We start from the raw sequence: 23892 nt of genomic DNA, 5'->3' as shown, positions 1-23892 counted from the left end.
CGCACGCGGTTTCGCGAACTCGACACGTCGCACCGTACCCTGTCCATCCTCGTGCATCCGGCGCCCGTGCACTGTCGCATTACCCGGTTCGGTGGCCGCGGAACAGCCCCGCGTGCCTCACCCGACGGGCGTGCCGGTGAACGGGGCGACCGTCGTGCACGGCACGGGCCGCGGATGGTCGGGGTCGAGTGCGTTGAGCACGTACCCGGCCGCGACCGGGGAGGCACCCATCGCGGCGTGTTCGGAGAAGTCGGTGGGGCACGCGTCCTGCACGACGACATTGGTGACGCCCGGCCCCGGGACCAGGCCCGACGTGTACGGCGAGACGAGCTCGTCGTAGCGGGTGGCGATGTTGGTGTACGTCACCCCCGGCGCGTACGGCCCGCCGCCCTCGTTGATCTTCTCGATGAACTCACTGCCCGCCGCCATCTCAAGGCACGAGGCGCACACCCGGCCGAAGGTCTGCTTCTGCAGATCCGTCAGCCCCAGCCGGCGGACCATGTCGAGGATCTCCACGGTGAAGAACGCGCGGTTGCCGCGCCACAGCGGGGTGAGAGCCACGTACTTGTCGACCTTGGCGGCGCCGCCAAGGAACTTCACATAGTAGTCGGGCATCAGCGTGCCGGTCGAGTGCGAGACGATATCGACCCTCTCCGCTCCGGTCGCCGCGAGCACCTGATCGACGAACCCCGACAGCTGCGCCGCACCGTCCTCCATCGGTGCCAGCCCGCCCATCGCGCTCAGGGGCCAGCTCAACCCCGGCAGGGTCCCCCACGTCAGCGCGTAGACGCAGTACCCCTCGTTGTGCAGCAGCGGGGCGTAGGTGGTCCAGTTGGTCTGCCGGTTCGCCAGCAGCCCGTGCACCAGCACCACGGGGCGCGGGTGCGCGGCGGTGGGCCGGCACGACCAGTCGTTCGTCCCCGGCAGCGAACCACCCGGGTCGGCCGCCTCGGCGCCGATGCCGCCGTAGAAGTCATGCGGCACCGGCAGTGGGGCCGGCGCGGCGGCCGCCCCGGCGGGCAGGACGAGCGCGGTCAGCGCCGCTGCGAGCAGCACTGCGATGACGGTGAGCCTGGGTTTCAACGGTCCTCCGACCCCCTGCACGGACACGGCCGTCCGTCAGGCTAGCAGCGCCGGGCGCCGCCGGGACGGTTTCAGCGCCCCCTCATCGGCGCGTTCGCCAGACACCGCTCCGGGATCCGGTGACCGAAGGCGTACACTCTGCGGCATGCAGCGCGTGCTTCTCCTTGAGTGCCGCGGCGGGGTCTGACCACCAGACCGGCTCCCCGTCGCGGGCCCTTTTCCATGCCGTCTTCGATGCCAGAGTCATCACGGCCATGCCGCGCTCGGGTGGATGAGCCCACAAGGGTCCGCCCCCGCTTTTCTCGGCACGTCGGTCTCACCGTCACCAGTCGCGGGCCCACCCGCGCCCGTGCCCCGCACACAGGGAGAATCCCATCATGACTTCCGCAGACGCCTTCACCGCCGGCCGGCGCAACATCGTCACCCCCAGTCGCCCGGCCCCCGCCGATCAGCCCGCCTGGAACACCCAGCGCGGCTCGTCGATGCCCGCCTACCGCTACCGCTCGTTCGCGGACGAGGTGGAGGAGATCACGCTCGACGCGCGCCGCTGGCCGGGCGCGGTGATAGACCGCGCGCCGCTGTGGTGCGCCGTGGACCTGCGGGACGGCAACCAAGCCTTGATCGACCCGATGACCCCCGCCCGCAAGCGCCGCATGTTCGAGCTGCTCGTGCGCATGGGGTACAAGGAGATCGAGGTGGGCTTCCCCGCCGCCAGCCAGACCGACTTCGACTTCGTCCGCGAGATCATCGAGGACGGCGCCATCCCCGACGACGTCACCATCCAGGTGCTCACGCAGAGCCGCCCGGAACTGATCGAGCGCACCTTCGAGGCCTGCGAGGGCGCCGCAAACGCCATCGTGCACTTCTACAACTCCACCTCGATCCTGCAGCGCCGCGTGGTGTTCAAGGCGGACAAGCCCGCCATCACCGCGATCGCCACCGACGCGGCGCACAAGGTGCTCGAAGAGGCCGCCAAGTATCCGGACACCCATTGGCGATTCGAGTACTCGCCGGAGTCCTACACGGGCACCGAGCTCTCCTACGCCAAGGAGATCTGCGACGCCGTCAGCGCGATCATCGCACCGACGCCGGAGAACCCGCTGATCGTCAACCTGCCCGCCACCGTGGAGATGGCCACGCCCAACGTCTACGCGGACTCCATCCAGTGGATGAGCGACAACCTGGCGCGGCGTGATGCGATCATCCTGAGCCTGCACCCCCACAACGACCGCGGTACCGCCGTCGGGGCCGCGGAGCTGGGATACATGGCGGGCGCCGACCGCATCGAGGGCTGCCTGTTCGGAAACGGCGAGCGCACCGGCAACGTCTGCCTGGTCACGCTGGGCATGAACCTGTTCACCCGCGGGGTGGATCCGCAGATCGACTTCTCCGACATCGACGAGATCCGTCGCACGGTGGAGTACTGCAACCAGCTGAACGTGCCGGAGCGCCACCCGTACGGCGGCGACCTGGTCTACACCGCTTTCTCCGGCAGCCACCAGGACGCAATCAACAAGGGCTTCGACGCGATGAAGTCCGACGCCGACGCCGCGGACAAGGACATCGACGACATCGTCTGGCAGGTCCCCTATCTGCCTGTGGACCCCAAGGACGTGGGCCGCACGTACGAGGCCGTCATCCGCGTCAACTCGCAGTCCGGCAAGGGCGGCATCGCGTACGTGATGAAGACCGACCACGGGCTGGACCTGCCGCGGCGCCTGCAGATCGAGTTCTCGCGGACCGTGCAGGGACTCACCGATTCCGAGGGCGGCGAGATCAACCCCAAGGAGATGTGGGACGTCTTCGCCGAGGAGTACCTGGACCGCAAGGTGCCCATCGAGCGGATCTCCCAGGAGCTGACCCCCGCCCGCAGCGACGGCGATGACGACGAGATCATCGCCACCGTCAGGATCGACGGCGTCGAACGCGAGCTGCACGGCTTCGGCAACGGCCCCGTCGCCGCCCTGGTCGACGGGCTCGCCACCGCCGACTACAACGTGCGTGTCCTGGACTACAGCGAGCACGCGATGTCCGCCGGCGACGACGCGATGGCCGCCGCCTACCTGGAATGCGCCGTGGAGTGCCCCGACGGCGAGACCAAGGTGTTCTGGGGCGTCGGCCTCGCGCCGTCGATCACCGTGGCCTCGCTGCGCGCGGTGATCTCGGCGGTCAACCGCGCCCACAAGTAGCACGCGCACACCGCGACCGGCGCCCGCAGCGGGCGCCGGTCGCTGTGTCAGACTTTCCGGCATGACCGATGCCTCCCCCGGAAACCCGGCCCCCGGACTGACTCTCCGCGGGCGGACGGCGATGCGGATCGCATCGGCCGCCGCCTGGGCGTCCCGCAAGTCCGGGCGGGGCAAGGGGGCGATGATCGGCGGGCTCATCGCGCTGCAGGTGGACCGCTCGATCATGGGGCAGCTCGGCGCGGGCAAGCGGACGGTGCTCGTCACCGGCACCAACGGCAAGTCCACCACCAACAGGATGGTCGCCGCGGCGTTGTCGTCGCTGGGCCCGGTGGCCACCAACGCCGACGGCGCCAACATGGACGCAGGGCTGGTGGCCGCGCTCGGCGAGGCGCCCGCAGCGTCCACGGCCGCCCTCGAGGTGGACGAGCTGCACGTCCCGCACGTCGCCGACGCCGTCGCACCGTCGGCCGTCGTCCTGCTCAACCTCAGCCGGGACCAACTCGACCGCGTCGGCGAGATCAACGCCGTGGAGCGGCGCCTGCGCGAGGGGCTCGCCCGGCACCCCGGGGCCGTCCTCGTCGCCAACGCCGACGACGTCCTCGTCAGTTCCGTCGCATTCGACGCGCCCGACGTGGTGTGGGTGGCGGCCGGCGCCGGCTGGACCAACGACTCGGCCGGATGCCCGCGATGCGGCGAGCCGATCGTCCGCCCGGACGCGGAGGCCGGGCCCGCTCACGACCCGCACCCCGCCTGGCACTGCTCCGGTTGTACCCTCGCCCGCCCGCAGGCCGACTGGTCCGTGGACGGCGACGTGCTGTCCGGACCGGAGGGGTTCACCGCCACTCTCGGGCTGCGGATCCCCGGGCGAGCGAACCTGGGCAACGCCGCGCAGGCCGTGGCGGCCGCCGTCGCCGTCGGAGTGCCCCCCGCCGATGCCGCACGCGCCGTCGGAACGGTCACCGAGGTGGCGGGCCGCTACCGGGCGGTGCAGCGCGGCCCCCACCGGCTGCGCATGCTGCTGGCCAAGAACCCCGCCGGATGGCAGGAGGCGCTGTCGATGTCGGACAAGGCCGCCGATGGCCTCGTCATCGCCGTCAACGGGCAGGTCCCCGACGGCGAGGACCTGTCATGGCTGTGGGATGTCGACTTCGAAGCGCTGGCCGGCAACTCGGCCCCCATCGTGGCGGCCGGCGAGCGCGGGACCGACCTGGCAGTGCGCCTGGCTTACGCGGGCGTCGAGCACACCCTGGAGAAGAACGTGCTGCGGGCGGTCGACCGGTGCCCGCCCGGCCGGGTGGAGGTGCTCGCCAACTACACGGCGTTGTCTGGACTCGACCGGGCGCTGGAGCGCGAGGAGGCGGCACGATGAGCAGTCGCACGGGACCGGATGATTCGGTAATGGGCGACTCCACCGTCCGGATCGGCCTGATCCTGCCGGACGTGCTCGGCACCTACGGCGACGGCGGCAACGCGGTGGTGCTGCGCCAGCGGCTGCGCATGCGCGGACACCGCGCGGAAATCGTCGCCACCGGGTTCGGGGAGCCGGTGCCCGACTCCCTCGACGTCTACGCCCTCGGCGGCGGGGAGGACGCTGCGCAGCGGCTGGCCGCCCGCCACATGACGGCCCACCCCGGCCTGCAGCGGGCGGTGCACCGCGGTGCCCCCGTTCTGGCAGTGTGCGCCGGGCTACAGGTGATGGGCGAGTGGTTCACGGCCTCCGACGGCCCCGGCGGCACGGTGCGCAGGATCGACGGCCTGGGCTTGCTGGATGCGACCACCGAGCCCGGGCGGCCGGAGGCGGGTGGCCGCCTGTCGCACGCGCTCGTCGCCCGCGGGCTGGTCACGCCCCGACATGCCCCCGGCCGCATCATCGGCGAGGTGGCCTCCGCTCCACTGGTCGACGGGCTCACCGCCACCCTCACCGGGTTCGAGAACCACGGCGGCAACACCACGCTGGGGTCCGGTGCGCAACCGCTCGGCCGGGTCCTGCGCGGTACCGGCAACAAGCGGGCGGACGCGGGTGAGACGGGCGCGGACGAGACGCTGTTCGAGGGCGCCGTCCAGGGGTCGCTCGTCGCCACCTACATGCACGGCCCCGTGCTCGCGCGCAACCCGGAGCTGGCGGATCTGCTCATCGCCCGTGCCCTGGGCGTCGACCCCGCCGCGCTTGCGCCGCTGGAGATTCCCGACGTCGACGCGCTGCGCACGGAGCGTCTGGCGGCACGGTAGAGCGGGGCTTGCGTGGGTCAGGGTTCCGCCCGCTCACACCGCGACCGCGTGTCGTCGACGGCGAACCAGCCGCGCTCGAAACGCTGCCAACGTTCCAGGTGCGCGCGGCACTCCTCACCGTCGCGGGCGACAGCACGCTCGAGTCGCGCGGCCTCGTCCCCCCACTGCACCCAGAAGGCCCGGTCCAGCCGTCCGGCCATCGCGCGTCGGGAGGTGGTCACCCCCTCGAGCACGAGGACCTCCGGCACCGGCACGTCCACCCACTCCCCCGGCCGCGGCACGGCGGGCGCGTGCTCCGACGGCCTCCGCCACTCGACGCGCCGATACCCGCCGGGGCGTCCCTGTTCCAGCGGCCGGAGCACCCCGGCCACCAGCCGCGGCCACCACGACGCCGGGGCGTCCCACGTCGCGAAGTCGTCTGCCCGCACCAACGCCACATCCCGGCCCGCGCCGCGCAGCCGGGCCACGAGGGCATCGGCGAAGACGGTCTTCCCGGACCCCGAGGGCCCGTCCACCGCCCACACCTGGAGAACCACGCGGGCGCCTAAAGCACCCGGCGCCCGGTGAGCGCGCGTCCCAGCGTCATCTCGTCGGCGTACTCGAGATCGGATCCCATGGGCAGCCCGGACGCCAGGCGGCTCACAGACAGCCCGGGGAAGTCGCGCAGCATCCGCACCAGATACGTCGCAGTGGCCTCCCCCTCGGTGTTGGGGTCGGTGGCGATGATCACCTCGGCAACCTCCGTCGTCGCACCGTCCGGCCCCGGCGCGGCGCCGCCGAGCCGCTGCAGCAGTTCGCGCACGCGCAGCTGGTCGGGGCCGATGCCGTCGAGCGGGTTCAGCGCACCGCCCAGCACGTGGTAGAGCCCCTTGAACTCGCGGGTCCGCTCGATGGCGGGCACGTCCTTGGGTTCCTCGACGACGCAGATGCGGGTGCGGTCGCGGCGGGGGTCCTGGCAGATGCGGCAGCGTTCGCCGTCCGCGACCGTGCCGCATTCGACGCAGTACCGGACGCCCTCGCGCACCTTCCGCAGAGACGCCAGGAGCCTGTCGATGTCCGCCGGTTCCACGGTGAGCATGTGGAAGGCGATCCGCTGGGCGCTCTTGGGCCCGATGCCGGGCAGCTTGCCCAGCTCGTCGATGAGATCCTGTACCGGACCCTCGTACATGCAGCGACCCGCTGTCGCTAGAAGCCGGGCAGGCCGATGTCGCCGAGGGGCCCCGCAAGTGGGCCCATCAGCTCGGCGGCCGTCTTCTGCGCGTTCGCCGAGGCGTCGTGCACGGCGCCGACGACGAGGTCCTGCAGCGTCTCCGCGTCGGCGGGGTCGATGACGGACGGGTCGATGAGGATCGACTGCAGCTCGCCGGTGCCGGTGACCGTCGCCTTGACCAGCCCGCCGCCCGCCTGGCCCTCCACCTGCCTCTCCGCGAGCTGCTGCTGGGCCTGGATCATCTGCTGCTGCATCTGCTGGGCCTGGGCCATGAGCTGCTGCATGTCCGGCATTCCTCCGGGCTGCGTCGGGTCTCCAGGTTGCATTTCGGCGCGGTCCTCTCGTCGGGAAACTCGGCCACCAGCGTAGCCGCCGCACCCGGTCGGCCACGCCCGGCCGGTAGGCGGGGGTGCGCGCACGGCACGGCGACGGGAGTCGTAGCGTTCCTCACCGCGGACGCCATGCGCACCGTCGTGCGAAGCGCACCAGTAGAGTCCGAGTTGACGAAAGGTTCGAGCGCCACGTGAATGCCATCCCGGTTCTGCGTAGACCGCCGCGCGGGCCTGTGCCGCCGCCCGCCCGTCTTGTGGGGACCGTGGCACATGCGGCCGGCGTGGAACGGCTGCTCGCCAGCTTCCACGCGATCCCCTCGGACGCGCCCGTGCGGCTGGCCAAGAAGACCTCCAACCTGTTCCGCGCGCGCAGCGCCACGGGCGCGCCCGGCCTGGACGTGTCCGGGCTCGGCGGGGTGATCTCCGTCGACCCGTCCACACGCACGGCCGATGTGCAGGGCATGTGCACATACGAGGACCTGGTGGACGCGACGTTGCCGTTCGGTCTCGCGCCGCTCGTGGTTCCGCAGCTCAAGACCATCACCCTCGGCGGAGCGGTCACCGGCCTGGGCATCGAGTCCACCTCGTTCCGCAACGGCCTGCCGCACGAGTCGGTGCTCGAGATGGACGTGCTCACCCCCACCGGCGAGATCGTCACCGCACGCCCGGACGGCGAGGCGGCCGACTTGTTCCGCGGGTTCCCCAACTCGTACGGCACCCTCGGCTACGCCACGCGGCTGCGCATCGAGCTCGAACCCGTCAAGCCGTACGTCCGGCTGCGTCACGTGCGCTTCACCGACCTCGACGCGCTGCAGGAGGCGATGGGACGGATCGCCCGCTCGGGCACCTGGGGCGAGCCGGGCGGCGACACGGTGGAGGTCGACTACCTCGACGGCGCCGTCTTCGCGCCCGACGAGGCGTACCTGATCCTGGGGACGCAGACCTACGGATCGGACCTGCGCCGCGCCGAACGCCCCTCCGACTACACCGGGATGGACATCTACTACCGGTCCATCCAGCATCCGCCGGAGGCGTCTCCGCGCACCGACCTGCTGACGATCCGCGACTACCTGTGGCGCTGGGACACCGACTGGTTCTGGTGCTCGCGGGCGTTCGGCACGCAGAATCCGCGGATCCGGCGGTTCTGGCCGCGCAGGTATCTGCGCAGCAGCTTCTACTGGAAGCTGATCGGCCTCGACCAGAAGTACGACATAGGCGACCGGCTCGAAAAGCGCAAGGGACTGCCCCCGCGCGAGCGCGTCGTGCAGGACATCGAGGTCCCCCTGGAACGCACCGCCGAGTTCACGCGGTGGTTCCTCCCCGCCACCGGCATCGAACCGGTGTGGTTGTGCCCGCTTGCGCTGCGCCGCGCCCCCGGCGGAGACGGCCCCGGGGGCGCAGCCGCCGGCGCCGGCCTCGGCAAACCATGGACCCTGTATCCGCTCGAGGCCGGGCGCACATACGTCAACATCGGTTTCTGGTCGTCCGTCCCCATCGTGCCCGGCGAACCCGTGGGCGCGATGAACCGGCGCATCGAACGCACAGTGGCCGAGCTCGGCGGGCACAAGTCGCTCTACTCCGAGTCCTTCTACGGGCGCGATGAGTTCAACCGCATGTACGGCGGTGCCGACTACGCCGGGCTCAAGTCGCGGTACGACCCGGACTCGCGTCTGCTCGACCTGTACGCAAAGGCGGTAAAACAACAGTGATCTCGTTCAAGGGAGCCCCCATGAACAGCGTGCCTTCGGATCTGACACTGGCGGAGATGTTGGAGAAGGTCACAGACGGCCCCATCCCCCTGCATTTCACCGCCTACGACGGCAGCACCGCCGGCGACTCCGACTCGCCGTACGGGCTGATCCTGAAAACACCCCGGGGCGCGAACTTCGTGGCCACCGCCCCCGGCGACCTCGGCATGGCGCGCGCCTACGCCTTCGGCGACCTCGATCTCGCCGGTGCACACCCCGGCGACCCGTACGAGGTGTTCAAGCGCCTGCAGTCGATCTCGATGCACCGTCCGTCGTTGCGCGACGGCGCCGCGATCGTCCGCTCACTCGGCCGCGATCGCCTGCGCATCCTCGCACCGCCGCCGCAGGAGACGCTGCCACGCTGGCGACGGATCGCCGAGGGCCTGCGCCATTCGAAAGAGCGCGACGCCGAGGTCATCAGCCACCACTACGACGTCTCCAACGCCTTCTACGAGCGGGTGCTGGGGCCGTCGATGACCTACACCTGCGCCACCTACCGGCACGCCGACGATTCGCTGGAACAGGCGCAGGAGGACAAGTACCGCCTGGTGTTCGACAAGCTGGGCCTGGAACCGGGGATGCGGCTCCTCGACGTCGGCTGCGGCTGGGGCGGCATGGTCCGCTACGCGGCGCGGCGCGGGGTGCGGGTCATCGGTGCCACACTGTCGAAGAACCAGGCGGAGTGGGCGCAGAAGGCGATCGCGGAGGAAGGTCTGCAAGACCTCGCCGAAGTGCGCCACTGCGACTACCGCGACGTGCCCGAGACCGGCTTCGACCGCGTCTCATCGATCGGCCTCACCGAGCACATCGGTGTGCAGAACTACCCCGCCTACTTCGAGTTCCTGTACTCCAAGCTGCGACCCGGCGGCCGCATCCTCAACCACTGCATCACCCGCCCCGGGAACGCCGGCAACGCCAAGGCCGGCGCGTTCATCGACCGTTACATCTTCCCCGACGGGGAGCTCACCGGCTCCGGCACGATCATCCGGATCATGCAGGACACCGGGTTCAACGTGCGGCACGAGGAGGACATCCGCGAGCACTACGCGATGACGTTGCGCGACTGGTGCCGCAACCTGGTGGACAACTGGGACTTCTGCGTGAGCGAGGTCGGCGAGGGGACCGCGCGGATCTGGGGGCTCTACATGGCGGGCTCGCGCCTGGGGTTCGAGACCGACATCATCCAGCTGCACCAGGTTCTGGCAGTCAAACCGTTCCCGGACGGCAGCGCCGGCATACCGTTGCAGCCCTGGTGGAGTTGGTGAATCCGTGACGCGGAACGACCGCGACCTGCCGCCCCTGCCGCGTGGCCCCCAGGACACAGTGCAGCGGCCGCTGGCGCGCATCGACCACGGCGGCACCCCGCACACCGTCGCGCAACCGAACGGCGCCCCGCGTGCCGGGATCGTCGTGGTGCAGGAAGCCTGGGGGGTCACGGGATATATCGAGTGGCTGCTGCGAGTGTTCGCCGACGTGGGATACGTCGCCGCCGCGCCGCACCTGTACCACCGCCGCGGCGACGTGGTGATCGAGGACCACGACTTCGCCAAGGCCAGGCCGGTGATGACCTCGTTGAACGGCGAGGAGATCGCCGCCGACATCGGCAACGCCACCGGTTTCCTGCGGGAGGCGGGCGCCCCGCGGGTCGGGATCATCGGGTTCTGCATGGGTGGGACGATCGCCTTGTGGGCGGCGGCCCACGCCGATGTCGATGCCGCCGTCACCTTCTACGGCAGTGGCATCGACAAGCCCCGGTGGTCCGGTTTCGAGTCGGGGCTGGAGACGGCGGCGAGTGTGCGCGTCCCGTGGCTCGGTTTCTACGGCGACGCGGACCGGTCCATCCCTCCGGCGCAGGTGGAGCGGCTCCGGACCGCGATCGAGCCGGTCAACGCGCCGACGCAGATCGTGCGGTACCCGGGTGCCGGGCACGCGTTCGCTTCAGACCCGTCGTCGCCGAAACACGTGCGCGAAGCCGCTGAGGACGCCGGCATCCGCACCCGCGAGTTCCTGGCCGCGCACCTGGGGTGATGTTTTCAGCGGGCGGCGCGCGCCGGGGAGAGCCGCAGCAAGGTGATGGCGAGCAGGATGACGCCCGCGGCGATGGCGCCGGTGTACCAGCTCACCCCGCCCCAGCCGCCGGCGTGCAGCGCGTACCCGCCGGCGGTGCCGCCCGCCGCCGAGCCCAGGTAGTAGCACAGCAGGTATACGGCGGGCCCCTGTGTGCCGAGCGTCTTGGCGCGCAGGCCCACCCAGCCACTGGCCACCGCATGCGAGCCGAAGAAGCCTGCGGTGACCACGACCAGTCCGGCGATCACCACCGCCAGGTTGCCCGCCGTCATCAGCCCTATGCCCGCCAGCATGCCGACCGCGCACAGCAATAGCATCCGTCCGCGGCCGAAGCGCTCAGTGAGCCGCCCCGCCGCCGAGGACGCCGCAGATCCGGCCAGGTAGACGATGAAGATCAACCCCACCAGCCCTTGTGACAGGCCGAAGTCGGGCCCCGTCAGCCGGAAACCCAGATAGTTGTAGACGGTGACGAACCCGCCCATCAGCAGGAACCCCACCGCATAAAGTCGCAGCATCCCCGAGTCGGTGAACGACGCGACCACCGAACGCATCGAACCGGCGAAGTGCGCAGGCCGCGGCGTGAAGCCTCGCGACGGCAGGATCGCGGCGCGGAACACCACCGCGCACATCAGCGACAGCGCCCCGGTCACGCCCAGCGCCACCCGCCAGTCGACGACGTCCACGAGCGATCCGGCCAGCAGTCGTCCCAACATGCCGCCGATGCCGTTGCCCGCGATGTACAGCCCCATCGCGAAGCCCAGCGAGCGCGGATGCACCTCCTCGGCCAGGTACGACATCGCCGTCGCCTGCAACCCGGCCAGTGCGAGCCCCAGCAGGGCGCGCAACACCAGAAGCACGGTGAGGGAGGGCGAGAAAGGTGCGGCGACGGCGAAGACCCCGGCCGCGAACAGCGAAGCCGTCATCACCGGGATGCGCCCCAAGCGCTCCGAGAGTGCGGTAAGCGGGATGACGCCGAGCGCCAGCATCGCAGTGGACACCGACAGCGTGAGGCTGGCCGTCGCGGGCGACACCGCGAAGTCGTCGGCCAGCGCGGGCAGCAGCGCCTGCACGCTGTAGAGGACGGTGAAAGTGGACAGCGCCCCGGCGAACAGGGCAAGTACGATGCGCCGGAACCCGGTGCTGCCACGCCGGTAAGGGAACTCCGCGAGCGCGGGGACCGCCGCGCCCCGCACCGCCGCGGCGATCGCCACGTCACCCGCCTTCATACCGCGCTGTCCCTGGTCATGGAACTGAAGTTAGAAAGCGCAGATCCATCTGTCCAATGCGCAATGACAGCATTACTGATCCGTATACAAATATGATGTGCGTATGGCTCCTCCAGACGGGTACCAAGCCGACGGCACACGTGACGCACCGGACACGCACGATTCGGCGGCCGACGCGGCGCTGACGGTACTCGCACCCAGGGTGCAGCTTCTGCGTCAGCTCGCCGGGGGCGGCGGGCTGACGGCCGCCGCCGAGCGTGCAGGCGTCCCGCAACCCACGGCCACGCGCTGGCTGGCCGAAGCGTCCACCGCCCTGGGCACCGACATCACAGTGCGGGCGGGTCGCGGCATCCGGCTCACCCGCGCCGGCGAGCTGCTGGTGGACGGGGCGCGAGCGGCGATGGCCGAGCTGCGGGCCGCCGCGCGGGCCGCCGCCGCCGAGGCGGACCCGCGCACCGGCACCGTCACGCTCGGATTCCTGCACACTCTCGGCGAGACACGCGTGCCGCAGCTGGTCAGCGGGTTCCGCCGCGACTATCCGGGGGTGCGGTTCCACCTCACGCAAACGTTCCACGAGGCGCTGCTCGACCGGCTGCGCGACGGCGCGATCGACCTGGCGCTCACAGCCCCGATGCCCGGTGAACCGGGCGAGACCGACCACCCCGACCTGGCCTGGAACGTCCTCTACGAGCAGCCCATGCGGCTCGTGGTGCCCGCCGCGCACCGGCTGGCCGGCGCCGGGCGGGTGCGGCTGCACAATCTGCAGTCCGAAACGTTCATCACGCTCAAGCACGGGTACGGGCTGCGGCACATCACCGACGCGCTGCTCGCCGAGGCGGGGTTCGTGCCCGGGATCGCGTTCGAGGGCGAGGACGTCGACACCGTACGCGGGCTGGTCGGCGCCGGGCTGGGGATCGCCGTGCTGCCGGCAGGCGATCGAAGCGAGACGGCCGCCACCGTGGAGGTGGAGCTGTCACCGCCCGCGCTCCGACGGATCGGCCTGGTCTGGCCGGCCGCACGCCCGCTCGCACCCGCGGTGGCGGCGTTCCGCGACCACGCCGTGGCATCACGTTGAGGCCGCGCACCCGGATGACGAGCGAAAGGGCGGAGCCTCGTACGGGTCGACCCCCGGGGACCTGGCACGTGCGGCCGCTCCGCCATCCGGGGGTTGCACTCCAAAAGGAGCCTGATCGTCAGGGTGATGGCTCCGCGGAAGTGTGCTCGATCCCTACATGGTGCGGCGGCGTCGGGTCGTGTCACTCGTCTATCGGCGTGGCTCCGAGCGTCCCGCGCAGCAATTCCACCGCGGCCTCCTCGGGGTCGCGGCGCTCTGCGGTCACCCCCGGGCCGGCGGCCGCTTCGGCCATCATCTCCTCTTCGGCCGCCGCTTCGTCGAACTGCGGCTCAGCACCCTCCTCCGGCGGGATGTCCTCGTCGCGCGGCGCGGCAGCGCCCGCATCCCGCGGCCCGTCCTCTGACGCGATAGGAGCCGGGCCGCCGTCGCCCGGGGGGCCTACCGGGCTTGCGGCCGGAGTGGCCGTCGAGTCCACGGGCCGGGCAGGAGCGGTGTCGGTGGACGCCCGGGGTGCGGCCCCCGCACCCCGCGTGGAGGCCGGTTCCGCGTCCCGGCTCGCGCGCGCCGCCTGACTCGGCCGCGAATAGCCCTGCGGCGCCGGCGACCCGGCCTGCGTCTGCCGCGAAGCCCGCTGTGCACGCGTGGTCTGCGGCGGCCCGCCGGCCTGTGCAGGCCCGCTGTCGTTCTCCACGGCAAGCCGCCATTCGCCGCCGTACACGAGCTCGACGGCCTCGCGGATGAGCTGTGCGTTGTGCGGCTCGGCAAGCCTGATGGCCAACGGCGGGGACGGGTGCGCCAGCACCACCACATCGTCGTCCACGCGCTTGACCACTGCTTCCGCCAGCATCACCTCGACTGTGCGGCTGCGCGAGCGGATCGCCGCGCGCACCTCCGACCATGCGGCGCGGACGGCGACCGCGTCGGGACGGCCGTCGCCCGCCGCGGCCAGCTCCTCAGCGGGCTGTGGTACTTCAGGCACCAGCGGTACTTCGGGCGCCTGCGGTACTTCGGGCGCCTGCGGTACTTCGGGCGCCTGCGGCTGTTCGGGCGCCTGCGGTTCCGCCGCGCCGACTGGCCCGGGGGGCTCGGCCTCTGCTTCGTCCTGCCCTGCGGGAACAGAGTGCACGGGAGCCGGTTCCGGGACCTCCGGCCGTTCGGCCGTCACGGCTGCACCGACGGGAGTCTCGCCAGCAGGTTTCGTGATTACTGATTCCTCGACGACCGGCGCAGCGGCTGCTGGCGGGGCGACCGTGGTGGGCTGCACCGCGGGCTCGGGAACCGCACCTTGCTCCGGTGGCGGATCCTGCCGCGGCGGCGCGGGTTCCTGAGCCGCCTGACGCTGGGACGGGCGAACGTAACGCGGTGCCGGCCGCTGCGACGGCGCAGCCTGACCGCTGCCGCCCGGTTCCGGAGCACCCCCTGCCGCCGCACCGGACACGGCACCGGCACCTGCGCCCGCGGAACCAACCGGTGCCGCGGCACCGGTGCCCGCTCCGCACTCAAGGCGTTCGATCCGCTGCAACAGCGCCGACGACTCGTCGGACGCCGCAGGCAGCAGTAGCCGCGCGCACATCACCTCCAGCAACAGGCGCGGGGCTGTAGCGCCGCGCATGTCTGTGAGCGAATCGTGGACGACCTCCGCGTACCGGGTGAGCGTGGCGGGACCGATGCGCTCGGCCTCCTCACGCATGCGTTCCAGCGCGTCCCCCGGGGCGTCGACCAGCCCGCGCTCCCCGGCGTCGGGCACCGCGCGCAGCACGATGAGATCCCGGAGGCGATCCAGCAGATCGGATGCGAAGCGGCGCGGATCGAGCCCGGCTTCGACCAGCCTGTTTACGGTCTCGAAGATCGCCGCCCCGTCGTCCACCGCAAGCGCGTCCACGGCGTCGTCGATCAAGGCGACGTCCGTGACCCCTAGCAACGCCAGGGCACGACCGTAGGTGATGCCCTCCGGCCCGGCACCAGCCAACAGCTGGTCGAGCACACTGAGCGTGTCACGCGGCGAGCCTCCGCCCGCGCGGATGACGAGCGGATACACCGCGTCCTCCACGGTGACGTGCTCCTGCTCGCAGACGCGGTCGAGCAGTCCTCGCATCACCATCGGCGGCAGCAGACGGAACGGATAGTGGTGGGTACGCGACCGGATCGTCGGCAGCACCTTCTCCGGCTCCGTGGTGGCGAACACGAAGATCAGGTGCTCCGGCGGCTCCTCGACGATCTTGAGCAGCGCGTTGAAACCGGCATTGGTGACCATGTGGGCTTCGTCGACGATGAACACCCGGTAACGCGACTCCGCCGGCGCGTAGAAGGCCTTGTCACGCAGATCGCGCGTGTCATCGACGCCGCCGTGACTGGCCGCGTCGAGCTCGACGACGTCCAGGTTGCCCGTCCCCCCGGGGCCCAGGGCGACGCACGACCTGCACACGCCGCACGGCGTGGCCGTCGGCCCCTCCACGCAGTTCAGTGACCGTGCGAGAATTCGCGCGGACGACGTCTTGCCGCAGCCGCGTGGGCCCGAGAACAGATAGGCATGGTTGATCCGTCCCGACTCCAGGGCCGCACTGAGCGGCTCTGTGACGTGCTCTTGTCCCACGACCTCCGCGAAGGCCGCCGGTCGATACTTCCGGTAAAGCGCCACGCGCTGAGACTACCGGCCGCCGCCGACATCGCTCAGGCTCCGTACCCGCCGTCCACGTCCAGCTTCTGCCCCGTGATGAAGCCGGCACGGTCCGACGCGAGGAACCGGACGGCCTCCGCGATGTCGGCGCAGGTGCCGAACCTGCGCAGGGGGGTGTTGACGCGGGCCGCCTCCAGAGCGGCATCGTCCAGATCGCCCGCGGCGGCCAGCGCCTGCGCCATCCCATCGGACAGCATCCCCGGGCCGACGCAGTTGGCCCGCACACCGAACCGCCCCTCCTCCACCGCCAGCCCCGTCACGACCGCCTCCACCGACGCCTTCGGCACCACCGACATGCCGTCACGGACCGCGAACCGTCTGCCCGCGGCGGAGGTCACCGCGACGATCGACCCGCCCGATCCGCGCAACGCCGGCAGGAAAGCGTGGGCGACGGCGAAGAACGCGGCGCTGTCACCGACGAGCACATCGCGCATCTCCACCGGTGCGACACGGCTGAGATGACGCTGGCGTACCAACGGGCCCGCCGCATAGACCACGGTGCGGATCGCGCCGAACCTGCGGGACGACTTCTCCGCGAACGCCGCCACCGCGTCGAGGTCGGCGAGGTCGAGCGGCAGCGCGGCCGAATCCGCGCCGGCCTCAGCGAGCAGCGCGTCCGCCCGCTCCCTGTTGCGGTGGTAGGTCAGGCACACCGGTGCACCGTCCCGCAGGAACGCCCGGACGACGGCGCTGCCGATCCCGCCGGTACCGCCCACGACCACGACTGTGCCGGCTCCGTCCGCCGATGGCGTGCCCGTCAATCCCATCACCCGCCCTTCCGATCCTCGATAGCAATACATCACGTGCCCCCCGCGCGCCAGCATCGACCATGTGATGCTGCGCATAGTCATATTCCGGCGGGTTGTCCGTCGGAAACTGCGGACACGGTGCGGATTCTACTAATGGCGAACCAACGATCCGAACGGGACAACATACCATGCGGTAACACGTGACTACAAATTGCCGAATAAGGAAAGTGCAACCGGCTGGCAGCAGTTGCTACAGTCCGAATGCAGTGCATCCGCCGGACCGACGGCGACCGCCGATCCGGACACGCGAACCGGAAGGGTCGCTGCGGGAATCCGGGCGGCATCTGCACGGACCCTATTGGCCCGGGGCCGCTTACGCGCGCACCGGCCTGTGCCGGGCAACCCGTTTGCCCCGCACAGGCCGGGCCGGACCGGCGCTCGCATCCCTCCCGCCGGGGGGCGGTGCGCTCGGCAGCGGCACCCCCTGACGGAGGACATGTGCACCCACTCAGCGCGACAACCGCGATCCTATTGCTCGTTGCATTTTTCGGAATCACCTTTCTCCTTACCCTGACAATCCGTGAAAAGAAAGAGAACGCCGACGGATTCATGGTGTCCAACGGCGCCGTCGGATTCGGACTCTCTTCGTCGTCGATGACGGCGACGTGGATCTGGGCGGCATCGTTCTACGCCGCCGCCACCGCCGGCTACAAGTACGGGATCTCCGGCCCCATCCACTACGGATTGTGGGGCGCGTTGATGATCCTGTGCATCTATCCGTTCGGCAAGAGATTCCGCAAGATCGCGCCGCACGCGCACACCCTGGCCGAGGTGATGCACGCGCGGCATGGCACTTCCAGTCAGCTTCTGCTGGCGGTGTCCAACGTGGTGGGAAGCATCATCAGCATCACCGCCAACTTCACGGCCGCAGGCGCGCTGGTCTACATCCTCACGCCGTTCAGCTTCACCACGGGCGTCCTCGTGGTGGCGGTCGGCATCCTGTCGTACAGCATCTGGTCGGGTTTCCGCGCCGCGGTGCTCACGGATGCCGCACAGCTCGTCGCGTTGATGGGCGCCGCGATCGTCATCATCCCGGTGATCTTCTTCGCCGCGGGCGGCCCGGACATGCTCCGCGGCGGCCTCGACTCGTTCTACGACGCGGGCAACCCCGAGATGGCGAACTTCTTCTCGATGGACGCCTTCCTGTACCAGGGTGCGCCCTACATGGTCGCCGTGCTCGCCTACGCGATCGGCAACCAGACCATCGCCCAGCGCCTGTTCGCAGTGCGCCAGGACAAGATCAAGTCGACGTTCGTCACCGCCACCTTCGGTTACGCCGGCACCGTCATCGGCCTGGGCATGCTGGGCATGCTCGCCGCGATGATCGGGCTCAAGCCCACCGACGGGGACACCAACAACCTCATCCCCGACATGGCCGTGGAGTTCCTTCCCGGCGTCCTCATCGCCGCGCTGTTCATCATGGTGATCGGCTCGCTCGCATCCACCGCGGACTCCGATCTGTCGGCCCTCGCCTCGATCACGATGGCCGACATCTACGGCAAGAACCTCGCTCGCGGCAAGGTCAACCCGGGCACGATGCTGCTCATCGGCCGTCTGACGATGGTCGCGGCGACCGCGGCCGGCGTGATGTTCGCCTTCGCGAGCTTCGACATCCTCGACCTGCTCGTCTTCGTCGGCGCACTCTGGGGTGCACTGGTGTTCCCGGTGATCGTGAGCTTCTACTGGCGGCGCATGACCAACGTCGCATTCACGGTGTCGGTGGTCGTGGCGCTCGTGTTCTTCCTCATCGCCCGCTTCACCCTGATCCCCATGGTCGGTGCGCAGGCGGTGCTGTTCGAGATCCTGGCCGCCGCCGGTGCCGCCGTCGTCGTGGGCCTGCTGGTGTTCGGAATGCTCGGACGCGTCGCGGGCTTCGTTTCCGGCACCGTCATGCTTCTGGCGATGCTGCCGCTGTTCATCGGGTTTCTCCGCGACTACGACGTACTGCTGGGATCGCTCGTCTCCTACGGGGTCAGCGCGGTCGTCTGCACCGCGCTCAGCATGCGGAACAAGGAACTGTTCGACTTCGCCGTCATCGACGAACGTGTAGTGCTGTTCCAGCAGGAGCAGGAGGAGATGCGCAAGCAGGGCGAGGATGCGGTTCGTACCGCCGCAGCGGGCACGGGGCGCGGCGCGACGCCTCGCAACGCTTCGGCGGGAACCGCGGTCGCCACGCTCGAGCGCGACGAGACCGCCGCCAGTGAGACCAATGCCGGTGAGAACGACGCCGGCGCAGACGAAGTGAACACACGCGAAGCCACTGAAGGAGATGACAAGTGACCACAGTGATGATGACGATCTACATCCTGATGTGGCCCGCGATGGCGGCCGTCGTCCTGGTACTGCTCACCGTCGGTGTAGTCAAGGACATCGTGCGGGCCAAGCGCGAGGGAGTACCGTTCGTCTAGCATCCCGCTGGACAGAACGGACCCGCGGGCCCGGACGGCTGGTGACTATCGTCACGAAGATGATCGACGACATCGGCCGGCCGGGCCCTTCCGGTGCCGCAGGGGGGCCGGCCGAATCCGCTCTCTCTTCGCCGTCCGGCTTCGCGGGCATCGTGACCGAAAGCCTCCCCACTGCCACCCCTTCCTGGCCGCCGAAGCCCCGCCCCGGCGCCGACGCGCCCGACGTCATCGTCATGCTCGTCGACGACATGGGCTACTCGGACATCGGTCCGTTCGGCTCAGAGATCCCCACCCCGCACCTCGACGCAGTGGCCGCGGAGGGCGCCCGGCTGACCGACTTCCACGTCACTCCCACGTGCTCGCCCACCCGGGCGTCGCTGCTCACCGGGTGCAACTCGCATGCGGTTGGGATGGGCGCTGTCGCGAATGTCGACGACGGTTTCCCCGGTTATGCAGCCGAGCTGCCCGCCCACCAGCCGACCATCGCCGAGGCGTTCCGCGGCGCCGGGTACACGACGATGGCCATCGGCAAGTGGCACCTGTGCCGCGAGCAGGACATGCACGCCGCAGGAGACCGGAACTCGTGGCCGCTGCAGCGCGGCTTCGACCAGTACTACGGCTTCCTCGAGGCGCAGGCCAATCTGCACGCCCCAGCCCAGCTGTACGAGGGCAACAGCCCGGTCCACGTCACCGAATACCCCGAGGGGTACTACCTCACGGACGACCTCACCGACCGGGCGGTGGGCATGATCGCCGAGTCGCACTCGTCCGACCCTGGCAAGCCGTTGATGATGTACTTCGCCCATGCCGCGGTGCACACGCCGATGCACATCAAGGCCGGTGCCGCCGACCGTTTCCGCGGGCGGTACGACGCCGGGTGGGAACGGGTCCGAGCACAGCGTCGGCATCGCCAGGACGCGCTGGGGGTCGTCCCGGCCGGCGTCGGTACCGCACCGCTCCACGACGAGACCGGCCCCGACGTTCCCGCGTGGGACTCGCTCTCCGACGACGGCAGGAGCCTCGCCGCCCGCCACATGGAGAACTACGCCGCGATGATCGTGAGCATCGACGAGTCGGTGGGCCGGATCCGCGACATCCAGCGCAGGCTCGGACGCCTGGAGAACACACTGTTCGTGTTCCTCTCGGACAACGGCGCATCCGGCGGCGGAGGCGGCGACGTCGGGATCATGAACCACCTATCCAACCTCGACCGCACCCACTTGCCGACCACCGACGAGCGGATCGACGAGGAGATCGGCCGGCTCGACGACCTCGGCGGCCCCACGACGTGGCCGCAGTACTCCACCGCATGGGCCACCGTGGCCAACACCCCGTTCCGACGGCACAAGTTCAGCACCTACCGCGGAGGGCATCAGGTCTCGTTCGTCATGTCCTGGCCGGCCGGGCTCGGCGAACTCGGCGAGGAGAACTCCGGCCACGGAGCCGTCCGGCACCAGTACGCGCACGTGACCGACCTGCTGCCGACGCTCGCCGAGCTCGCAGGGGTCCGGGTGCCCACCACAAGAGGCGGCGCCACGGCACGCCCGCTCGACGGCACGTCCATGGTGCAGGCCCTGCGCAACGGTGAGGCACCGGGAGCACACGGCGACCAGTACTACGAATGTCTCGGAGAACGCGCCTACTATGCAGGCGAGTACGAGGCGGTGGCGCAACGCACGCCGCTGACGCGCTTCTCCGACGACACATGGGCGCTGTACGCAGTGGAACAGGATCCGGTCCAACTCGACGACGTCGCAGGTGAGCATCCCGGCACCGTCGCGGAACTCGTCTCCCGTTGGGAAGACGCGGCCGCCGCCAACATGGTCCACCCCATGTCCAACGGCAGCCCCCTGCACTTCCTGCAGCGCGACCCCGCCGAGGAACGTCTGGCCTGCGAAACCGTCCTGCTGCCCGAGACCCCTCCGCTGGAACGGTTCCGCGCTTCGCGGCTGATCGACGGCCGTTCGTTCACCGTCGACATCGAGCTGGGCGACGGGCCAGGGAGTGACGGGGGATACCGCCCTGGCGACGAGGGCGTGCTCATCGCCCACGGCGGCCAGGAGGCCGGGTACGTCCTCTACATCGAAAGCGGCCGTGTGCACCTGGAGCAGAACGCGTGGGGACGGACCATCACGGCCGAACCCGCACCTGTGCCCACGGGCTCCCGCCGCATCAGCCTGCGGGTGGCGGCGCCGGGCAAACACCGGTGGATTGCCGCGCTCGCCATCGACGACATCGTCGTGCGCGAGGAGGTCGAGATGCAGCAGCTTTCGTGGTTGGTGCCGTTCAGCGGGCTGAGTGTGGGCACGATGCACCGCTCCCCCGTCTCCTGGGAACTCCACCGTCGCCGCGGCATGTTCCCGTACACCGGGCCGTGGCAGAGGATCGTCTACCGCCCGGGCGGCCATGCGCCTGACGCGCCGGCGGTCATGCTGGATGCGCTCCGGCGGATGGGCGCGGCCACGCAGTAGCCGCCGGCGGCGGGCCCCGGACGTCACAAAGGCCCCCACTCCATCGTTGGAGTGGGGGCCTTCGCTCCGAACTCGTTCACCTCAGCGGTGGAACGGAAGCTCGTCCTCCCAGCGGCCGCTCACGCGGCCGTGGGTCCTGCTGGCACCTGCCCTCAGAGCGGGGTGACGCCGGTGGCCTGCGGGCCCTTCTGGCCCTGACCCACCTCGAAGCTCACACGCTGGTTCTCGTCCAGGCTGCGGAAACCGCTGGTCTGGATCTCCGAGTAGTGGACGAACACGTCGGCGGTGCCGTCGTCGGGGGCGATGAAACCAAAGCCCTTTTCAGCGTTGAACCACTTCACAGTGCCTTCTGCCATGCCTTACTCCTCTTACAGTGTCCACGTCTGAGGCTCGTCCATCGAACCCCAGGGCCGGTGTCACACGGCGATGTTGACGGCTCCACAAGAGGAAATCCATCACGCCCTTGAAAAATGTGCGAGCGTGGAAACACATACACAAACACGGCGACCGTCTCCAAGTTAACCACATCCTCGGCGGTTGCGACACGATTGCACGACCCTGATCTGTGAACGCCCGTGATCTTCACCACGACGCTCCTCGCCGCAAGCCTGCGCCACCCGGCCTCGCACGGTATCTGAACTGGACTTTTCTGCGTCAACAGCGACCCGAAGCACGCCGTCGACAGACGGCCCGAGCCGCAGTGAACCGCTAGACTAACGGTGCCCGGCACGGACGTCGGCGCCCGAAGGGGCGCAGTCCCGCCGGTTACGTCGTGGAATGCTCTTTCACTCCGGCGATCGTCAGCCGCCATCCGGACCTCATGGACCGGCCGCTGCGCTGCCGCCGGAACCTGATCGACAGTGCTCACTCGAAGCACCAGCGGTTCTCGCGGCGATCGATTTCGCCCACAGGCGATCTCGCCCCAGCGCACGCGGCATGGTGCATCGAGGCCCGCCCCTTCACGGCGGGCGCGCCCGTCTGCCGCGCGCCCGAATGCCAGTGAAAGGCAGGTCCATCCATGACCGTCACCACAGCTCCCGCCGTCGACGGCCGGCGCACTGAAGCCCCACCACACGATTCGCTGCCGTCGTTCGGCGGGCTCGGCGTGCCGGCTGCGCTCGTCGAGGCACTCACCACCGCCGGGATCACGAGCCCGTTCCCCATTCAGACGGACACCCTCCCGGACACGCTCGCTGGCCGGGACGTGTTGGGGCGCGGCAGGACCGGCAGCGGCAAGACCCTCGCCTTCTCCATTCCGATGGCCGCACGGCTGGCGCTCAGCGGCAACCGCACGCGCCCCGGACGTCCACGCGGACTCATCCTGGCTCCCACCCGTGAGTTGGCAAGCCAGATCACCGACGCACTGCAGCCGCTTGCGTCCGCCTCGGGCCTGCGCGTCACGACGATCTTCGGCGGGGTCAAGCAGGGTCGCCAGGTCGACGCGTTGCGCTCCGGCGTCGACATCGTGGTGGCCTGCCCGGGTCGCCTCGAGGACCTGATGCGGCAGGGCCATGTGCACCTCGGCTCCGTGGAAATCAGCGTCTTGGATGAAGCCGATCACATGGCCGACCTCGGATTCCTCCCCGGCGTCACCCGGATCCTCTCGGCCACCGACCCCTCCGGCCAGCGACTGCTGTTCTCCGCGACCCTCGACAACGGCGTGGACAAGCTCGTCAAACGGTTCATGCACAAGCCCGTCCACCACTCGGTGGACCCCGCCGAGTCGCCGGTCGTCGCGATGACCCACCACGTTTACGAAGTCGGCGGAACCGATGCCAAGAAGGAACTGGTGCGCTACCTCGCATCCGGGTCCGGACGCCGGATCCTGTTCCTGCGCACCAAACATCAGGCCAAGAAGCTGGCAAGGCAGCTCACTGCCTCAGGTATTCCGGCCGTCGATCTGCACGGCAACCTCTCCCAGAACGCCCGCGACCGCAACCTGGCCGCGTTCACGACGGGCGACGTACGTGTCCTCGTCGCCACGGACATCGCAGCACGCGGGGTGCACGTGGACGAGGTCGAGTTGGTGGTCCACGTGGACCCGCCGGCGGAGCACAAGGCCTATCTGCACCGCTCGGGGCGCACGGCCCGGGCAGGCCACAGCGGAGATGTCGTCACCGTCGTGCTCCCCGAACAGCGCCGGGACGTCGCACAGTTGCTCCGGAAGGCCCGTATCACCGCGAAGCCGCAGCCTGTGAGCGCGTCGTCCGCCGCGGTCGTCGACCTCGTCGGCGAGGTCGCCCCGCACCGGGAACCGGCCCCCGCCGCCTCACAGAGCCCCCCGCAGAAGGCATCGGCCGGGCGGGCCGCCGGCGGCCGTCCCGGAGGCCGCCGGCGCAGCGGCGGGCGTTCCGGCGGCCCTCGGTCC

19 protein-coding genes are annotated in these 23892 nt (G+C 70.1%); 11 read left to right on the top strand and 8 right to left on the bottom strand.

What is annotated here, in order from left to right; translation table 11 throughout:
• Nucleotides 1-117: 117 nt before the first annotated feature.
• Nucleotides 118-1083, bottom strand: a complete 966-nt coding sequence (locus tag JJ683_RS09265; protein ID WP_200173411.1) for an esterase/lipase family protein — start codon at nucleotides 1081-1083, stop codon at nucleotides 118-120.
• A 377-nt stretch (nucleotides 1084-1460) separates the two neighbouring features.
• Between JJ683_RS09265 and leuA the strand changes: the two genes are divergently transcribed.
• The 3 genes from leuA (at nucleotide 1461) to JJ683_RS09250 (ending at nucleotide 5501) form a co-directional block, all read left to right on the top strand.
• Nucleotides 1461-3272: a 2-isopropylmalate synthase gene (gene leuA / locus JJ683_RS09260; RefSeq protein ID WP_200173409.1), complete on the top strand. Its 1812-nt coding sequence runs from the start codon at nucleotides 1461-1463 to the stop codon at nucleotides 3270-3272.
• Between the two features lie 61 nt (nucleotides 3273-3333).
• Nucleotides 3334-4641, top strand: a complete 1308-nt coding sequence (locus JJ683_RS09255; protein WP_200173406.1) for a MurT ligase domain-containing protein — start codon at nucleotides 3334-3336, stop codon at nucleotides 4639-4641.
• A gap of 29 nt (nucleotides 4642-4670) precedes the next feature.
• Nucleotides 4671-5501: a type 1 glutamine amidotransferase gene (locus JJ683_RS09250; protein ID WP_200173467.1), complete on the top strand. Its 831-nt coding sequence runs from the start codon at nucleotides 4671-4673 to the stop codon at nucleotides 5499-5501.
• Between the two features lie 17 nt (nucleotides 5502-5518).
• On the opposite strand, the gene JJ683_RS09245 is transcribed toward JJ683_RS09250, so the two are convergent.
• From JJ683_RS09245 to JJ683_RS09235, 3 genes are read right to left on the bottom strand one after another with little or no spacing between them, the layout of a single operon-like run.
• Complete coding sequence (locus JJ683_RS09245; protein ID WP_200173403.1) at nucleotides 5519-6037, bottom strand: uridine kinase family protein; 519 nt, start codon at nucleotides 6035-6037, stop codon at nucleotides 5519-5521.
• Nucleotides 6038-6045: 8 nt separating this feature from the next.
• Nucleotides 6046-6669 (bottom strand): recombination mediator RecR, encoded by a 624-nt coding sequence (gene recR, locus JJ683_RS09240; protein WP_200173401.1) that lies wholly within the window; start codon nucleotides 6667-6669, stop codon nucleotides 6046-6048.
• Between the two features lie 17 nt (nucleotides 6670-6686).
• A complete protein-coding gene (locus JJ683_RS09235) occupies nucleotides 6687-7004 on the bottom strand; it encodes a YbaB/EbfC family nucleoid-associated protein (RefSeq protein WP_200173399.1) in 318 nt (105 codons plus the stop codon).
• A 293-nt stretch (nucleotides 7005-7297) separates the two neighbouring features.
• Here JJ683_RS09235 and JJ683_RS09230 point away from each other — a divergent pair, with 293 nt between their 5' ends.
• From JJ683_RS09230 to JJ683_RS09220, 3 genes are read left to right on the top strand one after another with little or no spacing between them, the layout of a single operon-like run.
• The gene (locus JJ683_RS09230) at nucleotides 7298-8752 is read left to right on the top strand and encodes an FAD-binding oxidoreductase (protein ID WP_307810800.1); all 1455 of its coding nucleotides are present in this window, start codon (nucleotides 7298-7300) and stop codon (nucleotides 8750-8752) included.
• A 20-nt stretch (nucleotides 8753-8772) separates the two neighbouring features.
• Nucleotides 8773-10056, top strand: a complete 1284-nt coding sequence (locus tag JJ683_RS09225) for a class I SAM-dependent methyltransferase (RefSeq protein WP_200173397.1) — start codon at nucleotides 8773-8775, stop codon at nucleotides 10054-10056.
• A 4-nt stretch (nucleotides 10057-10060) separates the two neighbouring features.
• On the top strand, nucleotides 10061-10819 hold the full coding sequence (locus JJ683_RS09220; RefSeq protein ID WP_200173395.1) for a dienelactone hydrolase family protein: 759 nt from the start codon (nucleotides 10061-10063) through the stop codon (nucleotides 10817-10819).
• A gap of 5 nt (nucleotides 10820-10824) precedes the next feature.
• Here JJ683_RS09220 and JJ683_RS09215 read toward each other — a convergent pair whose 3' ends face one another.
• Complete coding sequence (locus JJ683_RS09215; protein ID WP_200173393.1) at nucleotides 10825-12084, bottom strand: MFS transporter; 1260 nt, start codon at nucleotides 12082-12084, stop codon at nucleotides 10825-10827.
• 103 nt (nucleotides 12085-12187) lie between these two features.
• Between JJ683_RS09215 and JJ683_RS09210 the strand changes: the two genes are divergently transcribed.
• Nucleotides 12188-13159, top strand: a complete 972-nt coding sequence (locus tag JJ683_RS09210) for a LysR family transcriptional regulator (RefSeq protein WP_200173391.1) — start codon at nucleotides 12188-12190, stop codon at nucleotides 13157-13159.
• Nucleotides 13160-13340: 181 nt separating this feature from the next.
• Here the strand turns inward: JJ683_RS09210 and JJ683_RS19050 are convergent, their stop codons facing one another.
• Entirely contained in the window at nucleotides 13341-15797 is a 2457-nt protein-coding gene (locus JJ683_RS19050) for a DNA polymerase III subunit gamma and tau (RefSeq protein WP_200173388.1), read from the bottom strand.
• A 32-nt stretch (nucleotides 15798-15829) separates the two neighbouring features.
• Nucleotides 15830-16603: an SDR family NAD(P)-dependent oxidoreductase gene (locus JJ683_RS09200; protein ID WP_200173463.1), complete on the bottom strand. Its 774-nt coding sequence runs from the start codon at nucleotides 16601-16603 to the stop codon at nucleotides 15830-15832.
• A gap of 591 nt (nucleotides 16604-17194) precedes the next feature.
• Between JJ683_RS09200 and JJ683_RS09195 the strand changes: the two genes are divergently transcribed.
• The 3 genes from JJ683_RS09195 to JJ683_RS09190 are packed head-to-tail and all read left to right on the top strand — an operon-like array spanning nucleotide 17195 to nucleotide 21524.
• Nucleotides 17195-18925, top strand: a complete 1731-nt coding sequence (locus JJ683_RS09195; RefSeq protein ID WP_242474560.1) for a sodium:solute symporter family transporter — start codon at nucleotides 17195-17197, stop codon at nucleotides 18923-18925.
• Complete coding sequence (locus JJ683_RS19045; RefSeq protein ID WP_307810799.1) at nucleotides 18922-19053, top strand: putative transporter small subunit; 132 nt, start codon at nucleotides 18922-18924, stop codon at nucleotides 19051-19053. Before JJ683_RS09195 ends, JJ683_RS19045 begins: the two co-directional genes overlap by 4 nt.
• A 59-nt stretch (nucleotides 19054-19112) precedes the next feature.
• Complete coding sequence (locus JJ683_RS09190; protein WP_200173384.1) at nucleotides 19113-21524, top strand: arylsulfatase; 2412 nt, start codon at nucleotides 19113-19115, stop codon at nucleotides 21522-21524.
• 152 nt (nucleotides 21525-21676) lie between these two features.
• On the opposite strand, the gene JJ683_RS09185 is transcribed toward JJ683_RS09190, so the two are convergent.
• Nucleotides 21677-21880, bottom strand: coding sequence for a cold-shock protein (locus tag JJ683_RS09185; RefSeq protein WP_143906065.1), 204 nt, complete (start codon nucleotides 21878-21880; stop codon nucleotides 21677-21679).
• A gap of 662 nt (nucleotides 21881-22542) precedes the next feature.
• Between JJ683_RS09185 and JJ683_RS09180 the strand changes: the two genes are divergently transcribed.
• The coding region (locus tag JJ683_RS09180; protein WP_200173381.1) for a DEAD/DEAH box helicase at nucleotides 22543-23892 on the top strand (1350 nt) is incomplete at its 3' end.

It is taken from the genome of Tomitella cavernea, from assembly GCF_016599145.1.
In the GTDB taxonomy this organism is placed as follows: domain Bacteria; phylum Actinomycetota; class Actinomycetes; order Mycobacteriales; family Mycobacteriaceae; genus Tomitella; species Tomitella cavernae.
The sequence above is the reverse complement of the archived record's forward strand: the minus strand, read 5'-3'. Positions and strand labels throughout refer to the sequence as shown.

Excerpts from the sequence above, each read along its gene's own strand:
- JJ683_RS09215 (WP_200173393.1), bottom strand. The coding sequence starts at position 12,084 with ATGAAGGCGGGTGACGTGGCGATCGCCGCGGCGGTGCGGGGCGCGGCG.
- JJ683_RS09210 (WP_200173391.1), top strand. The coding sequence starts at position 12,188 with ATGGCTCCTCCAGACGGGTACCAAGCCGACGGCACACGTGACGCACCG.
- JJ683_RS09250 (WP_200173467.1), top strand. The coding sequence starts at position 4,671 with ATGGGCGACTCCACCGTCCGGATCGGCCTGATCCTGCCGGACGTGCTC.
- JJ683_RS09235 (WP_200173399.1), bottom strand. The coding sequence starts at position 7,004 with ATGCCGGACATGCAGCAGCTCATGGCCCAGGCCCAGCAGATGCAGCAG.
- JJ683_RS09200 (WP_200173463.1), bottom strand. The coding sequence starts at position 16,603 with ATGGGATTGACGGGCACGCCATCGGCGGACGGAGCCGGCACAGTCGTG.
- JJ683_RS09190 (WP_200173384.1), top strand. The coding sequence starts at position 19,113 with ATGATCGACGACATCGGCCGGCCGGGCCCTTCCGGTGCCGCAGGGGGG.
- JJ683_RS09195 (WP_242474560.1), top strand. The coding sequence starts at position 17,195 with ATGGTGTCCAACGGCGCCGTCGGATTCGGACTCTCTTCGTCGTCGATG.
- recR (WP_200173401.1), bottom strand. The coding sequence starts at position 6,669 with ATGTACGAGGGTCCGGTACAGGATCTCATCGACGAGCTGGGCAAGCTG.
- JJ683_RS09225 (WP_200173397.1), top strand. The coding sequence starts at position 8,773 with ATGAACAGCGTGCCTTCGGATCTGACACTGGCGGAGATGTTGGAGAAG.
- JJ683_RS09185 (WP_143906065.1), bottom strand. The coding sequence starts at position 21,880 with ATGGCAGAAGGCACTGTGAAGTGGTTCAACGCTGAAAAGGGCTTTGGT.
- leuA (WP_200173409.1), top strand. The coding sequence starts at position 1,461 with ATGACTTCCGCAGACGCCTTCACCGCCGGCCGGCGCAACATCGTCACC.
- JJ683_RS09255 (WP_200173406.1), top strand. The coding sequence starts at position 3,334 with ATGACCGATGCCTCCCCCGGAAACCCGGCCCCCGGACTGACTCTCCGC.